Raw genomic sequence first — 15,888 nt, 5'->3', positions numbered from 1 at the left:
CGCGAGGATCTTCGGCTGGACGATCTCTTCGGCAGCGATGCTCCCCGTTCTCGTGCGGGCGCGGTTGAACGCGGAGGACGTTTGATCGTGCCGGCGAAGCACCTGTGCCATCAACCGCCCGGGGTCTGTGGCGCGCGTGCCGGCTGAGCGGATTCCTGGCGAGGGAGCGGCACGTCCGTCATGGGAGACGCCGCCGCGACAGCCTCTGCCCTGAACCACGAGATGGTGCGCAGGAGTCCGTTCTGGATGTCGACCGTAGGGTTCCAGCCGAGTTCGGTGCGGGCGCGAAGGATATCCGGCTGCCGAACCATCGGATCATCCCCGGGCCGGGGCACGAAGACGATCGGTACGTCGGCGCCGCACAGGTCGATGACGAGGCGGGCCAGCTCAAGAACGCTCATCTCATGCGGGTTTCCGATGTTCAGCGGCCCGGCGACGCCGCTGGCCAGCGTCCTGACGATGCCTTCGACGAGGTCGTCCACGTAGCACACCGACCGGGTCTGTCGGCCGTCGCCGGCCACCGTGACCGGGTATCCGTTCAACGCCTGGGTTACAAACGTCGGTATTGCCCGGCCGTCATCCTGGCGCATGCGCGGACCGTAGGTGTTGAAGATGCGGATAATAGCGGTGTTCGTCCCCTTCGTCGCGCGAAAGGCGGTCGTCAGCGCTTCCGAATAGCGTTTTGCCTCATCGTACATGCTGCGTGGGCCGATCGGATTCACATTTCCCCAGTATGTCTCCGGCTGGGGGTGCACCGCTGGGTCGCCGTAGACCTCGGAAGTTGAGGCGAGAACGAACCGGGCGCCATGCTTTTCTGCCAGTTCCAGCGTGTGCAGGGTGCCGAGGGCGCCGACCCGCAGAGTTTCCAGCGGAAAATTCTGGTAGTCGACGGGCGAGGCGGGCGAGGCGAAATGAAGTACTGCGTCCACCCGGCCGTCCACTTCAACGGAATCCGTGACGTCCTGGCAGTGCAACTGGAAACGTGGCTCGCTCTGTAGGTGCGCTACATTCGAGTGTCTGCCGGTGAGGAAGTTGTCGAGGCAGATGACGTGGTGCCCCTCGGTCAACAGCCGATCACAGAGATGGCTGCCGACGAATCCAGCGCCACCGGTTATCACTACACGCACGCCCGACCTCCTGCTGGGTGGGTGGTTTTCGTCTGGACCGATGCCCAGCCAGGGCTTTACGAAGGCGTTTTCGCGCTATCACGGAACACCATGCCAAAAGATGACGGCCCATGTCCACCCGGCTGAGGAAGGTGCTTTCTGGTCAGCTTCGGGTGGTGAGACGTTCGGGCAGCCGCTCCAAAGCCACCCGCTGCTTGGGAACACCGGGGTGCGGACGGACTGCCGGCGGAGTTCCGGTGAGCGCCGTGATGGCCTTTCGGGTGTAGTCGGCGGGATCGGTCGTGGCCACCGCCAGTTCGGCTGCCCGGCTGCTCATCCGGGCAAGCCGGGGCCTGTTGGTGAGCAGGTCCAACAGCACGGCGGCCAGGGCCTCACTGGATTCGTTCGCAGGCGTCACCCCGGTCAGTCCCTCCTGATACGCATCGTACGATCCGCCGGATGCGGGACCGACCACCGGACATCCCGCGAGCTGGGCCTCGAGCAGCACGATTCCGTAGCCCTCGCCGCTGCTCGGAGGCATGGTGCGAGTGCAGAGCGCGAAGAGGTCGGCCTCACCGTACAGACTGGCGAGGAAATGGTCATCGGGGTTCTCATGCAACTCCAGCTCCGGGTGAGCCGAGGCGAAATCCCGCAGCGTCCCCGGTAGCGGCCCGCGGCCCGCCACGACAAGGCGCACCGGCCCGGTGCGCTGCCTGATCGCTGCCAGCGCCTCGACCAGGACAGGCAGGCCCTTGCCTTCCCAGGCTGGCAGTCGGAACACACTCAGCACCGTCGGGACGGCCGCCGGTGGTCTTCGCCTCCGGCTCTCCTCGATGAGCGTCGTGCGCCAGGCAGGCGCGATACTCGGCGGGAGAATCGGCGCGAGCCCGAGCGTTGACAACGCCCCTGCGCTGTAGGAGCTGACGGTCAGAGGAAAAAGGGTAGCGCTCCGAGAAACCAGTGCACGATATGAGCGCGGCAGCTCCCAGATATCGTTACCGTGGAATACGATCGGGGCCATCCTGGCACCCACAATCTTCGCGGCCACAGCTGCCACGGGGATCATGTTGCGATGACCGGTTGCCACGCAGTCCATCTGCCCCAATCGCAGGCCGGTGTACGCCACACGGAGAGCGAAGCGGATTCTGCGGGCAGCGGTGAGACTCTGCTCCGGACGTAGCATATCGATCCGGTGTACCTCGACTCCGCCGGCTTGGAGGCATTCCTCCACGGTCGACAGGTACCGCTCGATGCCGCCGCCGAGACCTTGGGATGGCGCGAGGAGTAGAATCCGGCAGGGAGTCTGGGTCGGCTCTTCCGTCGCGACGGTGCGACGAAAGGATGATCGAGGCATGCCCGTGATCCTACAGATCGAATTTCCCGGAATGAATTCTCGGGCTGGATCGGCGAGTCGTCGACCTCGGCGGGAGTATCGCCTGATACAGGCCGGCCGGTGCGGATTAAGTGCTTCTCGCTCCACCCTTCGTGTGGGTCGAAACCGGGATATTAGCTGCCCCGGGCGGCATGGCGGTGATTGCTGATGTGACGGCTGGGACGGAGATGACGGAGGCCGGTGACCCGGCGCCGTGACCAGCGAACGCCGGCAGAACCTCGCGAACGAGCGGATCAGAGCGCGTGCCACGGCGATCTCGTGCCCGCGGGCGGCGATCTCGTGCCCACTGGCGTCGAGGGCACCTCGCACTGTCGTCTCGCCGAACCCGCCAGCACCGAAGGTCCGGATTTTCGCCATTCCGAGGCCTTCTCGTGTCCGGGCGAGGCCGCCTCCCTGTCGGCGTGTAGGGGCGGATAGTGGCTAGCTCATTGCTTATAGTGGCCGCACTGTCAGTGTGATCAGAAAGGGGCCCGCGGACGTCGGAGAACGGTGCGGAGCCGCCGGGTCCCGGAGCTCACATCTCGGCAGTGCCGCGAGCGAAGACCGCAGTGCCGCGAGCGAAGACCGGCGACCGCGGATCCTGCTCGTGACCCACTCCTCCCGCCCGAGATCGGTGCGCCGCAGGCCCGCTTCGGCGACAACACCGGACTACCAGTCGGCCGCGCGCGCGGACGTCACTGTCCTCATCGGGATGTCCGACTGCGGGTTCCTGCCGAGCTGATTCCCGTCAGTGACGCCAGCGCGCCCACCCAGAGCAGAAGAATCCCGAACGAAGGGACAAGGAGCGTCTATGCGCACACCTGAGGGAACCAGCCGGAACGGATCCACTGATCCGACAGCGCCCCGGCTCGGGGTGCTCGCCACGCATCTGATCCAGTACCAGGTGCCCCTGTATCGACAGATTGCCGGCCGGCAGCGGGTCCGGTTGGAAGTGGGATTCCTGTCCGCGGCCGGCGCACGCAGTTACCTGGACAAGGAATTCGGCCTGAACATCACCTGGGACATCGATCTGCTCGACGGCTACCCACACCGGTTCCTGAACGAGGGGCAGAGGGGACGCGGGAATGCCGGGACTATCGCCCGAAACCTGCGTTCCTGGATCCGCGAGCAGGATGTCGTCGTCATCCACGGTCATGCGAGTCCGTGGATGCTCACGGGCAGCATCCTGGCCCGTGCGAGCGGGCGGCCGTACCTGCTGCGCGGCGAGGCCCGGCCGCACTGCTCGGCGGGTGGGTTGAAGGCACGACTGCGGGATGCGGTTGCGGGGGCGTCGGTGCGCCACTGTGCGGCCGGTCTCGCGATCGGTGAGCTCAACGCGGCCTTCTACGAGCGGTTCTCCGTCGCGCGCCAGTTCTTCGCGCCCTATTCGGTGGACAACGACCGGTTCTCCGCGGCGGCGGCGACCAGTCGCCCTGGCCGGGCCGCCCGTCTGACGGAGCTCGGTCTGCCCACCGACCGTCCCGTCGTGCTGTTCTCGGGGAAGCTGCAGGAGTGGAAGCGCCCGCTGGATGTCGTGTCCGCGGTCAGGTCGATGGGTGATCGAGTGGCGCTGATCATCATGGGGGACGGCCCTCTGCGGGCGGAGGTGGAACAGGCGTGCCAGGGGCTGGCAGCCGCCTGCGTGGGATTCGTCAACCAGTCTCAGATCCCGGACGTCTACAGCCTCGGCGACATCCTCGTTCTGCCGTCGTCCCACGAGCCTTGGGGCCTGGTCGTCAACGAGGCGATGGCCTGCGGGCTGCTGCCGGTCGTCAGCGACAGCGTCGGCTGTGGTCCTGACCTCGTGCGCGGCCTGGGCCGAGTCTTCCGCACCGGTGACGTGACCGATCTCGTCACCGCCCTGACCGCGGCGGTTGACAGTCTCACGGACCCCGGACTGCCGGCCCGCATCAGGGAGCGAGTGGACCGTTACTCGATCACGGCGACGGCGCGTGGATACGAGGCGGCGGCCATCGATGTCGCAGCGGCACGGATGTCCAGGCAGCCGGTCAATGCCTAGAACAGGGAACAGGCTCCGCCACCCTCGTGCTCAGGTGCCTGCCTCGACGTCGTGGCGACGGGCAGGGATGAGCCGGCGTCACCGACCAGCGGATCAGTCCATCCGGTGATCTCGTTGATCCGCCGTCGTCATCCAGGCCACCTCCGGGGGCCCGCCCTGGCAGGCGCGCTCATGCCCCGCTGCTTGCCCGTGTCGCGACATGCGGCAATTCTGCTGCCTTTCAGAACTGTTCGGGAAGGTAGGCGGTCAACATTCCGCGACACTGGTTGGGTCCGCTACTTCGAACGGTTAGCGTGATACGAAGTGTGCGTGTCTGACGAGAGCTTGAAGATCTCATCTAATGTAGACCTTCGTGTGAGTTGTCCGATGCGCTGGCGGGTGGCCACCCAGCTCGCCGCGTGGCTACCAGAAATGAGGGGCCGAGACCGGCTGACGTCTCTGGTGCGGGGCCCGAGCGCGCAATATACAGGGCCACTGTCTGGTCGGCTGTCAAATGGCATGACCTTCTCGGTGGACCAATGCCGAGACGGATCGATCAGTTCGCTTGTATCGCTCTGCTATCGGCCGCCGGCGCTCGCGCCGGTATTTTCGGCCATCCTCGAGCCCGGCGACTGCTGTTACGACGTCGGTGCGAACATCGGCGTCTACACCCTGTGGGCGGCGGGGCTCGTGGGTGATTTCGGGGAGGTTCACGCCTTCGAACCGGTAGACGGGACACGAGCGACACTCACGGCACTCGTCGAGCAGAACCAGCTGCAGAACGTGCGTATCTCGTCCTCCGCCGTCGGTGCCAGCGAGGGAGAGATCGGCATGAAAATACACCGGAACGCCTCCGGCCTCGCCCATCCGGTGACTGACGGCAGTCAGCCGGATGTCAGCGTGCCGCTGACCACCCTGAACACCTACGCTGCCACCCGCCGGCCGCCCGTGTTGGTGAAGATCGACGTCGAGGGATTCGAGCTGGACGTCCTGCGGGGCGCGTCGGACATCCTCTCGACAGAGCACCCGGCGTTGCTGCTGGAGCTCCTGCCGGCCCATCTCGAGCGACGTGGGATGACAGCGGCCGACATCGTTGACAACCTCGCCGGCCTCGGCTACCGAATTCTGAACCTCAGTCGGCATGGGCTCTCCGGCCAGGGTGGCTTCTCGTCGAATGTTCTCGCCCTCACGCCGAAATGGGAACGTTTTGATCGCGTCGTGGCGGAACTGAAGCGGATCCGTTTCCCTAGAAACCAGACAACGTGACAGGGAAGCGGCGTCGGCGCTCGGCCAAGGACGGCGGGTATTTCAGGGCGGTTCGGTCGACGGCCGGCACCAGCATGTTGATAGCGCTCTTCGGGCTCGTCAGCGGACTTTTTCTGGCACGTGTCCTGGGAGCGTCTGGACGAGGTACCTACGCGGCGATCATCGCCTACACGATGACAGCGGCCACCATCTGCGAAGGGGGGATTACCGCAGCCATCTGCTACTTCGTCGCAAAGAACCCCTCCCAGGGGCGGGACGTGGTCAGAACCGGCGCCCTGATACTTTTCGTGATCGGCGTGGCCGTGGCTGCCGCCGGCATGATCGCAGCGCCGTGGATCGCGACAGGTGACTCCGATGCGGTCGCTGCGTTCCGTATGGCCTTCATGGCGCAACCGGTTATTTTCGCCGGGTCGTGCTGGGTATTTGCGCTACAGGCGACAAGCCTCTCTTCCTGGAACCTGGTGCGACTGACGCAGCCGGCCGTCTACAGCATATTGATCGTGTTGGTCGTTCTGGGGCAAACGCTCACAGTCACGTTGGCCGTATGGTGCATGACCGCATCTATCGTGATACAGGCCGTGCTCGCGGCGATACTTGGTGGCCGAACGCTGCCGGGGCGAGGCCACGTTCGCCGTGACGTCGGCGTAGACCTCGCTCGCTACGGCTCCGCGACCACGCTGTCAGCCATTCCACATGCATTGGCATCCCGCCTTGACGTCCTGTTGCTGGCTGTTCTGGTGGAGCCTGCGCAACTCGGTCGCTACACGGTGGCGAATTCGATAATTACCGTGGGTATTCCGCTCTGTTCAGCGTTCGGCCTCGTTGCGATGCCCCGCCTGGCCGCATCCAGGTCGAGCGAGAGCAGCCCGGCGTCGCGCGGGAGTGGCGTTCTGCGGATCGCCTTCGTGGCGATGGCGGCGAGCCTCCTGACCGGAACGGTACTCGTGATTGCGATCAGTGCGGTAGCTCCTTTCCTTCTGGTGGCATTGATGGGTGAACAGTTCCGGGACAGCGTTGACCTTCTCTGGCTCATGGCAGGCGGCGTCGCGCTCTTCGGCTGCAACCGTGCGATGCACGAGATCCTGCGCGGCCTGGGTGAGAATCTCGCGGTAGCGCGGTGCGAGTTCGTTGACCTGGTTGCCAAGATCGCGCTTCTGGCGGGGTTGACGCCCGCTATGGGTGTGTCTGGCGCGGCGATAGCCTCCAGCCTCGCGAGCGGAATCACCTTCATCCTGCTGCTCCGTTCGGTGCTGGTAGTCCTCGACACACCGCTGGCCACCGTGATGGTGAGATTCAGGCAACTGATTTCCGCCCGGCGCGGGCAGCATATGCGGAAGACCGCCACAAGTACCGGGAGAGGAAGCACTGTATGACTGGAGCGAGGAACGTAGAGGAAGCTCCCGTGGCGACCGACGATCGAGTCTCCGGCAGCGCGGAACGTGTAGGAGTGGTCGGCCCACTGGGGTCTGACAGCTTCGCTGACAACATCATAGACTGTCTTCCCGATATCGGCGTTCAGCCAGTGGCTCTCGGACCCCCGATTCCGATGCCGAACGGCTGGCTGAGTGGGCCGGTTCTTGCGCTGCGAAGCGCCTTCGACCGGGTTGACCTCACCTATCAACGGCAGATCGTCGCCCGTGCAGAACGCGAGCGCGTCAGTACGGTTATAGCGGTTTACCCGCTTCTCCCGCAGACGGTCCGGAACCTCAGGCGCCGCGGGATCCGCGTGTGCCTGTGGTTTCCTGACTGTGTCGCCAACATGGGTCGTCTGCAGTTTCTGCTGGGCGACTACAACGCCCTTTTCTTCAAGGACCCCCTGCTGACGACCAGACTCGCCGACGTCCTCCGCCTTCCAGCACACTATCTGCCGGAGGCATGTAACCCCGCCCGGCACCGGCCGCCGGATACGGCGAACGGGCAGCAGCATGTCGTGTTCGTCGGCAATATGTATCCAGGTCGCGCCCGGCTGATCACAGAACTGGTCGGTCACGGCGTCGAAGTCCAGATCTACGGCCCGCCGATCCCGAAGTGGCTCTGGGACGAGCGATTGGTCCAGCGGCACACGGGCCGATACGTGACAGGGGCTGAGAAGGCAAGAGTCTTCCGCGAGGCGCTGGCGGTCGTGAACGCCTTGCATCCAGCGGAGATGACCAGTGTGAACTGCCGCCTTTTCGAGGCCGCGGCGTGTGGTGCCGTTGTCCTGTGCGAGCGTCGACCTCCGCTGGAAAGCCTGTACGACGAGGAGCGCGAGGTCCTTGGGTTCACGACCTTCGAAGAGCTGCTCGGGCGCATCAAGTGGTGCACGGATGATCGCCCGGCGGCACGCTCCGTCGGTGATGCCGCGGCCGCTCGAAGCCACCGGGATCACACCTATCAGGACCGTCTCACGCGGCTACTGGAGATCTTGTGGTGAGCCCAATCGGGACGCTGCCGCGGGGACATCGCTCGTCACCGGTGGTGGCCGCCATCCCCCTGACCTGGGCTCCGTTGGCGGCTGCAAGTGTGCTGCTGTTTTCAGCGGAAGGGCTTTGGAGTCTCTCCGAAAACTCCAGGATCGTCCTGCGGTCGGTCGCGCTGACGCTGGAATGTATAAGCGCGATCACGCTGGTGGGCGCGCGTTGCGGACGAGGCAGCGGTCTCGGCGAGATTCGCCTCGGGCCCTGGTATCTGGCCTGGACCGGCCTGGTCCTCGGGCTGTTGACTACGACATGGACAGCGCCGCAGCTGGGCCTCCTCGCCCAGATCGACCGTGTGAGTGTGCTTGAGGCTCTCAAGGTCGTCAGCATTGCCGTCGCGGTCTGGACATCGGGATATCTACTGACTCTGGGGCGTGCGGCGACAGCCGTGGCACGGAACTTCGGCAGGCTTGCGGCACCGGGTCCTGAGTTCCGCCTGCGCTCACCCGCGGTTCCATGGATTCTGGCGTTCGTTGCCACGGCGGCCCGGCTCGTGCTGCTGGCGCTCGGCCAGTACGGGTACCTGGGCGACGTGTCGAAGCGCGTAAGCGAATCAAGCGCCTTCACCTATCCACTGTCGATGGCAGCGAATCTCGGCGTGACCGGCCTGATGATCGCGGTGGCAGACCTGGGCCGCCACGGTGACGCCCGCCGGCGCAGGTGCGTGGCCGCGCTCGCCCTCATCGAGACCATTTTCGCGTTGATCAGCGGCATGAAAGGGCAGTTCGTTATAACCATCGCGGGCGCCTGTGTCGCCTATGTCGCGGTGCGAAGACGGCTGCCCGTGCGCATGCTCTGCTTGGCCGCAGTTGTCTTTGTCTTTGTGGTGATCCCGTTCAATATGGCATACAGGGGTCTGGTTCGTGGCCCTGACTCGCACCTCGGAACAGGCGCTGCGCTGCGTTCGGCGCCTGATCTGCTGTCAAAAACAGTCAGTGACCGGAAGCCGGATGACGCCGAGTCGGTTGGCCCGACAAAGTACATCTCCGGGCGTCTGCGTGGAATTGACAGCATAGCGATCGTAGTTCAGCGGACACCAGCCATCGTGCCAAACCGTGACATCAAGGACCTCATGCTGGCGCCGATGCTCACGGCGATACCACGTGCACTGTGGCCCGATAAGCCGATAGTGGTGGATGGTTACACCTTCAATCAGGAGTACTATGGCACCGACGCGAGCCTGTACACCGCCGCCGCAATCTCCCCGATAGCCGACCTCTACCGTTACGGCGGAATTTTCGTCGTCGCGGCCGGGATGTTCATCCTCGGTGGATTCTGTAGGCTGATCGACGATGCGCTGCACCCCTTTTCGGATCCTCGATATGTGGTGATCTTCGTCCCGGTTATGCTGCTTCTCGTCAGTCACGAGAGGCCTTACTCGGATATCATCGCAAGCCTCCCGCTCCAGTTGTGTGCGGCACTTGTAGTGAGTCGGTTCGCCTTCGGGGGGTTGGAGAGAAAACCTAGCTGATGGTCCGCAGGGCGACGTCCGAGGTCTGGAATCGGCTCACGCTGATTCTTCCTGGGTCAGCCGGAGACACGACGAACGGTGCGAAAGCCTGGCGTGCGAGGAAGCTAGACTGGGCGGGATGTGTCGTCGCTGACCTGATGTCATTACGGCCAGCCGGCGGGTGGTTTCGCGGAGTGAGCCGGCCGTCCTTCAATCCGGAGAATCGATCATGAATCTTGTCGCAGTCATCGTTCACTGGGGTGGGGTCGAACCGACGATCGAGCTTGCGAGGCAGCTCGATGAGATCTCACTGTTTTCTCGTGTGATCGTGGTCGCGAACGACGGAAAGCCGCGGCCTTCGTCTTTCGACCCTGCTTTCACGTGGCTCACCCCGGATTCCAACCGCGGATTCGGTGGCGGCTTTATGGCCGGATATGAGGCGGCGCCCGAAGCGGACACCTATCTCCTCCTCAACAACGACGTCCGGCTCACGGGAAGTACGGTCAGGGAATGCCTGGACGTATTCGCGGATCCGCGCGTCGGAATTGTAGGGCCGACGCAGCTGAACGCTGACGGGATCCACACCGGATGCGGCAGGATGACCCCGGTGGCATCGATTCCGAAGAAGCGGAGAGTTCCATCCACCGACGTTGATGACGTGGATTGGATCAATGGTGCGATCATGTTCGTCAGGGGAGATTGTCTTCGCCAGGTTCCAATGCCGGTGAAGTATTTCCTGGGATATGAGGACACTGACTACTGCTACCGGGTCAGAGCTGCCGGGTGGAGAGTTGTAGTCAGTCCGGCGCAGGCCTGGCACAGTGGCGGTGGAACGCTTCCTTCAGCTGGATTCTCCTACTATCTCGCGCGGAATAGACTCTGGTTTGCCCGGTCGCACCGGAATGCCTTGACGGTTGCCCTGGTCGGAGCTTGGCTCGCCTTGGCCGTCGCGCCCCGCGTCGCTCTCAAGGAAGCAGTCTCCCGGCAGTCGCACGAACATTCCAGAATGATTCTTCACGGAATTCGGGACGGACTGGCGACGCAACCGAGATCAGACGAACTGATGTCCAACGAGCCGCGCCCGAGACTCTGGGGCTCCTGGGTCAGCGCTGGAACATGACGGAAGTTCGCCGTGGGGTCTGCGGCGGGGAGAGGTGTAGTCCCGAGGTTGACTCCGTCGGATGTCCGCTGACGGGACTGTAGAACCAGCCGGTCGGTTCCACCGTTGTGGTGGGCCACGGTGAGGGTGGCGTCGACGGCTGGGCGGTGGCGGACCGGCGCCGGCGACGCGGCGCGCGGTCGTCGACGCCGAGCACCCGCGGCAGCTCGAACGACGGGAACGGCAGGCACAGCAGGCAGTGGAGCGGGTTGTCACAGTTCCGCAACCCGTGGCCAGGGCAGCGGGCTCTCGGATACTCGAGCCCGTAACCGGACCCGCTCGCGGTCACCGGCCACACCGTGTCGGCACACACCGAACGGATCCGGCGTCCTTCCAGCGTCAAGCCACACCGGGGACGACACTCAGGCACCATCGGGCGTGGGTCAGGTCCCGTGAACGACGGCCCACGGGACCTGACCGGTTACTTTCTTCTATGCCGGCTGTGCCGGCATGGCTGAGAAATCAGCCTGACTCGGGCGGTAGCGTTGATCGATCATGAGGATCTTTCCGCGCCGACTCAACAGGTCGTCGGCAGCCGCCACGGTGACCGAGATGACGAGACGGTCACCTACGCGATGTTGGAGAAGGCACCGCGCTTTCTCAAGCTCCGCGGCGTCGGGAACTCGACCCGCCGAGGCGACCCGCAACTCGACCTCTCCGCGCCGCTCCTGGCGGAACTGGAAGCGGTCGAATCGGGCGAAGGCCTCGTCGTGAAAGTTGAGCGCCGCGGACGAGATGGGTTCGTCGTGCATTCCGTACACCAGGGACTGGTCCCAGCGGCCTGCCACGTCGCGAAGGACGACAAAAGGGGAGCCGCACGCACAGCGTCGTCCCATGAGCCCTGGCGGTGCGAGGACGCCGCCGTCCTCGGTGTCATAGCGTAGGAGCGGCATGGCGGCGTTCGTCATCCCGCTGCCGATGATCCGGTCATTGATGACCTGGGCCACTCCGTAGGTGGGAGTAACGTGGTAATGGCCGGGAACGCGCGGGCACTCGGCACCGAACACGACTTTCTCGCTCTGGCCATACCAGCGAATCGGCGGTGCGTCGAACACCTCGCGGAACAGATCCAGTTGCCAGTCGAGGGCCCCTTCGCTGGCAAGAAGCACCGCTCGAAGCCGGGCGAGCTCGGGATGCGGGCCGGTCCGAGCTGCCCAGAGGGCGAACGGGGTTATGGAGGAAGGGTACCCCCAGATCGCGACAGGACGTAGATCACGGATACTGCTGAGCAACTCTGTGAAGGTTTTTTCGGAAAGATGGAACGGTGAAACGGCCATGTGGTTGTAGGTTCTCTGGTAGATCATCGGACGGCCGTAGAAGCCGGTCCCAAGACTGCTGCCGCGGAAGGTTATTTTCGGGTCGTTCAGTCTGACTCCGGCGCGTGACCAGACGTAGGCAATGTGTGCCCATTCCGAAAAGAAGGATGAATAGGAGATCCGGAGGCTCAGCGGGCGGCCCCCAGTCCCTCCGGTAGTCACCTGCCGCGCGGGCACCTTCGGATTGGCGAACGCGGCGGACGACCGCCGGACGGTCTCCTTGTCCAGCACCGCCGCCGTCCCGTCGGGCGATCGCAGATACTCTGGATTCTCCCGGTAATAGGGAACCGCTGTCGCCCACCTGTCGACGAAACGTCGAAGGCGTCTCTCCTGCCATTGAACGACCTCGTTCGGCTCAGCTAGTTCGAGCTGAGCCAGGGTTTTCAGGTGCGCCGTGACCAGCGGGCTGTCGCAAGCAGCGCGGAAGGCGGCTGCCGCGACCCGCGAGCGGCTTATTGCGGAGCCTTTCATGGTGAGCCCGATCCGTCGCTGAAATTCGTCCGAACATCGCCCCACGATAGTTCCACCCGGCCTTTCCAGGCGAAGTGAGGCTCAGCTTGGAGGGTGGCTGTGGGATGAATACGTCCAATCGGTCCGTTCCAGGCCGTGTGGTCTCCGACGATCTCGACCTCGCGCCAGTCACCGTTGGCAAGCGGCAGCCGGTGGCAGCGAAATCCCTGGCGAACGGTTGGCACTCGTTCAGGATCGAAGCCGAACAGCACGGTGACGGCAGCGTCCACGGCGGCCGGTGTCGTCCCGAAGGCGACCAGCCGGCCGGGGAGCGCATCGGGGCTCATCGGCCCATTGCGATGTCCCGCGATGATGCCGTCCACGAGCACGATGTGCCGAGTGGGCCGTGGGCTTTCCGTCAGCGTCCCGTCCGGCCTGCCATAGTGGATAATCTTGTTCAGATCCAGAGACATCCTCCAGACGGTGTCGTTTCCCCACCAGTTTCCGCTCCGGATGGTGGTGTCCCCGTCGCCGAATATTGGAGTGCCGCCGCGGCGCGCGATCCGCAATGTACGTGTGCCGACTCCGGGCCAGGCGAGAGCGGCACGCCGCAGGCCCCCGACCACCGCGCGCTCTGCGCGGTGCCGCGCGCTTGGTCTCGGGTGCTCGTCTCCGCGGTTTCCCGGCCATCCCTCGGTATGGTGCGGGAGCCAGTTCTTGTCGGCGTTCACGCCGACCAGGTTCTTCATCCCTAGCGTGATGCCGGCCTTCTTGTGGCTTTTCAGCTTGGGCAGATTTATGATCAGATCAGCCTGCATCACTGTTGCGGACAGCAGATACTCGTGGCGTCCGTCGGTGTGGTGATGGTTCACCACACGGGAGTCGTAGTCGGCTCCGTAGTAGCGGCCGGCGCCAGGATGGCCGACGAACTCGCTCCGGTCGCCCAGGTCGAAGGCGACGGTACCAGCCGGGTCGCCGGGGAGACGACGTCGCGCTGTCACGACGCCGCCGCGGGTTGTCCATTCTTCCTGGCGTAGATCGAGCAGGTCGACGCTGAACCCCCGCTCCTGGTAGAAGTCGCGCAGCTGGTCGAGGCCGAGAGCGGTGACGATGCCGATGAACGAGGAGTCGGTCTGCGGTGCATCGGCGATCACGATCCGGCCCGTTGTCCCGACAGCTCGCAGTGCGTAGTCGGCCGCGGCACGAATGACAGAGCCATGAGTGAGGACCCATTGCCAGCCATCGGGATCCCGAGGGTGGAACTCGCGTACGAGGTTCGGCTTGAGGACCACCGTTCCTCCGGGCCCGACATACTCGCCAAGCGGATTCCACTGTGAGGTATCGACTCTGGCCGTGTCGAGGCCGGCCAGAGCGAGAACCCGCCGAACCGCCGCATAGACATGGTTCGGTTCGCCGCTCAGGTGACCAAAACCGTATTCCGGGTAGGCGGTATGCGGGGAGAAGGGCGGCGTCGAAGGATAGGTCGCCTGGTTCGTGCGGGTCAGCGCGACCTGGTAGGGCAACCTGGAAACCGGCGAGTCAGACATCGGTGCTCCCCACTGCGGTCAAGCGGGTATGCAGCTCGAGTGGAAGGTCCGCGGTCACTGTGTAGGCGACGACCACGGCTGGGATCTGCCGTTGCCACCCAACCGCGAGCGTGTCCGTCCAGATTCGCCAGCGGCCCCTCCTGACGCTTTCGTCCCGATGCGCGTCGAAACACGTCGTCAGGCGGAAGGGTCCTGGCGCGGTGTTTCGTTCGATTATCACTCCGGCCTCGTCATACTTCGCATGCCATCCGGCATCCAGGTGGAACAGCACGTCTACACGGTGGCGATGCCCGCCTGCGATGCGGTCAACGATGAGTAGCGAGTTCGCGTCCATCGTCCAGGTCCGGAGATGATCCGGCCGGCCGGTCATCCATCGGTAGCCGTTATGCATGGCGGTCAGGCTCAACCGGTCGGCGGCCTCGTCGTGGCGGACCGGGCCAAGCGTGACCCGGGCCCGTCTGCCTGCCCGAAACGCGCCCCATACCTCGGTGGAATCCGCGTCGTCCACGACAACCGTGTTGTGTGCCGCGGTCGCGCGTTCGGCGGTGCGGGTCGCACCCGGTGCATAGGTCGAGGTCCCCTTGTCGACCAGCACCGGTGTGCCGTCATACCAGAGGAGAAACGACAGGGAGTCGGCATGGGCGTGCGCCGGAAGATCGTCCGGACAGGGCAGCCCGACATCGGCGAGTACCCGCCAGGGCCCGGCGCGCAGGACGGCCAGCCCCGAATCACTGAAGAGTGTGAGACCGGTGCCAGCCGGGCGGTCCGGATTCCGCACGCTGTGCGTTCTGGACCGGTGCGGAAGCAGAACGCCAACCGCCGCACGCGGGACAGGGTAGCCGTCGTTCGTCATCGGCACCGTGCCATCCGGTGCCAGGATGTCGTCGAGCCAGCTCCGCATGTGTAGTCGTGCCGCGGTCAGCTCGTCGGGGACCCTCTCGCCGGCCGAGTCGAGCAGGCCTGCCAGATCATCGAGGTCCGCCAGTACCTGACAGTGATAGGCGGGTGCGCGCTCGACATGGCCGCCGTCGGGCAGTACCTGACGCTCGATCTCGCGAAGCAGGTGTGCGGTCCAACGCTTCCTCGCGGCCGCGTCGTCGAACGCGACGGCGATCCCCAGCAGCGCCTTGATGTTCTTCAGAAGGTGGTTTCCACCGACGTCGGTCTCCAGGTGCAGGCGGAGGAAAGCTCCGTGTTCGGCGAGATCGGTGGTCAGTGCGGAAGCGAGTGTGTCGTCGGCGAGTGACCCGAGCAGCCCGCACCATGACCAGATCCGCAGCGACACCACGTAGGGCGACCAGGCTGGGCCACGTCCGAACATTGTGGCCCGGTGCCAGGAGCGGTAAAGCCGGTCGAACTCCGCCCGGGCCCACTCGCGCTCTGGATGCAGGGCGAACGACCAGGCCCAGTCCCAGTAGTGCAGGTGGTACCGCCAGAGCAGCGGCGCGTCGTGCTGGGCCCAGTCGGCCGGTTCGCCGAGGTGGCGGGTGGTTCCCAGCAGGGTGAAGTGCCCATCGGCGAGGTCAGTGGCGCGCGGCCACACCTCGCCGAGGCGGGCGTCGAACGGAACGAAGGAAGCCGGCCAACGAGCGTGAACTCCAGATCGCAGGCCCGGCCGCGCGAGTGCATCCACGATCCGGCGCGAGGTGGTGGGGAAGTACACGGGCATGGCACGTTGCGCGCGGAGACGAACACGCGCGACGGCCTGTTCCGGCCGGAGCAGCGCTACCGTTCGCAGGTATCGACCAGCCAGGTGTGATCTGCGGG

Annotated in this window: 11 protein-coding genes; 6 read left to right on the top strand and 5 right to left on the bottom strand. The window is 64.9% G+C overall.

The features are described from left to right. Positions 1 to 110 precede the first annotated feature (110 nt). Entirely contained in the window at positions 111 to 1,127 is a 1,017-nt protein-coding gene (locus FREUN1FDRAFT_RS04820) for a UDP-glucuronic acid decarboxylase family protein (RefSeq protein ID WP_006538835.1), read from the bottom strand. 142 nt (positions 1,128 to 1,269) lie between these two features. Beyond that, positions 1,270 to 2,127 carry a glycosyltransferase family 4 protein gene (locus tag FREUN1FDRAFT_RS45855; protein ID WP_255348191.1) on the bottom strand — a complete coding sequence of 286 codons (858 nt, stop codon included), beginning with the start codon at positions 2,125 to 2,127 and terminating at the stop codon, positions 1,270 to 1,272. A gap of 1,162 nt (positions 2,128 to 3,289) precedes the next feature. Here FREUN1FDRAFT_RS45855 and FREUN1FDRAFT_RS04810 point away from each other — a divergent pair. The 6 genes from FREUN1FDRAFT_RS04810 to FREUN1FDRAFT_RS41040 all read left to right on the top strand — a co-directional run bounded on the left by FREUN1FDRAFT_RS04810 (position 3,290) and on the right by FREUN1FDRAFT_RS41040 (position 10,769). Next, a complete protein-coding gene (locus tag FREUN1FDRAFT_RS04810; protein WP_006538833.1) occupies positions 3,290 to 4,498 on the top strand; it encodes a glycosyltransferase family 4 protein in 1,209 nt (402 codons plus the stop codon). A 498-nt stretch (positions 4,499 to 4,996) separates the two neighbouring features. Then, on the top strand, positions 4,997 to 5,743 hold the full coding sequence (locus tag FREUN1FDRAFT_RS04805) for an FkbM family methyltransferase (protein ID WP_232295048.1): 747 nt from the start codon (positions 4,997 to 4,999) through the stop codon (positions 5,741 to 5,743). After that, positions 5,740 to 7,116: an oligosaccharide flippase family protein gene (locus FREUN1FDRAFT_RS04800; protein WP_006538831.1), complete on the top strand. Its 1,377-nt coding sequence runs from the start codon at positions 5,740 to 5,742 to the stop codon at positions 7,114 to 7,116. The genes FREUN1FDRAFT_RS04805 and FREUN1FDRAFT_RS04800 overlap by 4 nt, the downstream gene beginning before the upstream one ends. A gap of 29 nt (positions 7,117 to 7,145) precedes the next feature. Further along, a complete protein-coding gene (locus FREUN1FDRAFT_RS04795; protein WP_232295047.1) occupies positions 7,146 to 8,156 on the top strand; it encodes a glycosyltransferase in 1,011 nt (336 codons plus the stop codon). Continuing rightward, a complete protein-coding gene (locus FREUN1FDRAFT_RS04790; protein WP_006538829.1) occupies positions 8,153 to 9,670 on the top strand; it encodes a hypothetical protein in 1,518 nt (505 codons plus the stop codon). Before FREUN1FDRAFT_RS04795 ends, FREUN1FDRAFT_RS04790 begins: the two co-directional genes overlap by 4 nt. 208 nt (positions 9,671 to 9,878) lie before the next feature. Next, positions 9,879 to 10,769: a glycosyltransferase family 2 protein gene (locus FREUN1FDRAFT_RS41040; RefSeq protein WP_006538828.1), complete on the top strand. Its 891-nt coding sequence runs from the start codon at positions 9,879 to 9,881 to the stop codon at positions 10,767 to 10,769. Positions 10,770 to 11,239: 470 nt separating this feature from the next. Here FREUN1FDRAFT_RS41040 and FREUN1FDRAFT_RS04780 read toward each other — a convergent pair whose 3' ends face one another. The 3 genes from FREUN1FDRAFT_RS04780 to FREUN1FDRAFT_RS04770 are packed head-to-tail and all read right to left on the bottom strand — an operon-like array spanning position 11,240 to position 15,790. Next, a complete protein-coding gene (locus FREUN1FDRAFT_RS04780) occupies positions 11,240 to 12,595 on the bottom strand; it encodes a phenylacetate--CoA ligase family protein (protein WP_006538827.1) in 1,356 nt (451 codons plus the stop codon). Beyond that, complete coding sequence (locus FREUN1FDRAFT_RS04775) at positions 12,592 to 14,097, bottom strand: DUF362 domain-containing protein (protein ID WP_232295046.1); 1,506 nt, start codon at positions 14,095 to 14,097, stop codon at positions 12,592 to 12,594. The genes FREUN1FDRAFT_RS04780 and FREUN1FDRAFT_RS04775 overlap by 4 nt, the downstream gene beginning before the upstream one ends. A 16-nt stretch (positions 14,098 to 14,113) precedes the next feature. Continuing rightward, a complete protein-coding gene (locus FREUN1FDRAFT_RS04770) occupies positions 14,114 to 15,790 on the bottom strand; it encodes a heparinase II/III family protein (protein WP_232295045.1) in 1,677 nt (558 codons plus the stop codon). Between the last annotated feature and the right edge of the window lie 98 nt (positions 15,791 to 15,888).

Source organism: Parafrankia sp. EUN1f (assembly GCF_000177675.1).
Lineage (GTDB): Bacteria > Actinomycetota > Actinomycetes > Frankiales > Frankiaceae > Parafrankia.
This window is presented reverse-complemented; position numbering and strand designations above follow the sequence as displayed.

Bases quoted from the DNA above. Each gene is read 5' to 3' on its own strand.
- FREUN1FDRAFT_RS04805 (WP_232295048.1), top strand. From the start codon at position 4,997: ATGACCTTCTCGGTGGACCAATGCCGAGACGGATCGATCAGTTCGCTT.
- FREUN1FDRAFT_RS41040 (WP_006538828.1), top strand. From the start codon at position 9,879: ATGAATCTTGTCGCAGTCATCGTTCACTGGGGTGGGGTCGAACCGACG.
- FREUN1FDRAFT_RS04770 (WP_232295045.1), bottom strand. From the start codon at position 15,790: ATGCCCGTGTACTTCCCCACCACCTCGCGCCGGATCGTGGATGCACTC.
- FREUN1FDRAFT_RS04810 (WP_006538833.1), top strand. From the start codon at position 3,290: ATGCGCACACCTGAGGGAACCAGCCGGAACGGATCCACTGATCCGACA.
- FREUN1FDRAFT_RS04780 (WP_006538827.1), bottom strand. From the start codon at position 12,595: ATGAAAGGCTCCGCAATAAGCCGCTCGCGGGTCGCGGCAGCCGCCTTC.
- FREUN1FDRAFT_RS45855 (WP_255348191.1), bottom strand. From the start codon at position 2,127: ATGGCCCCGATCGTATTCCACGGTAACGATATCTGGGAGCTGCCGCGC.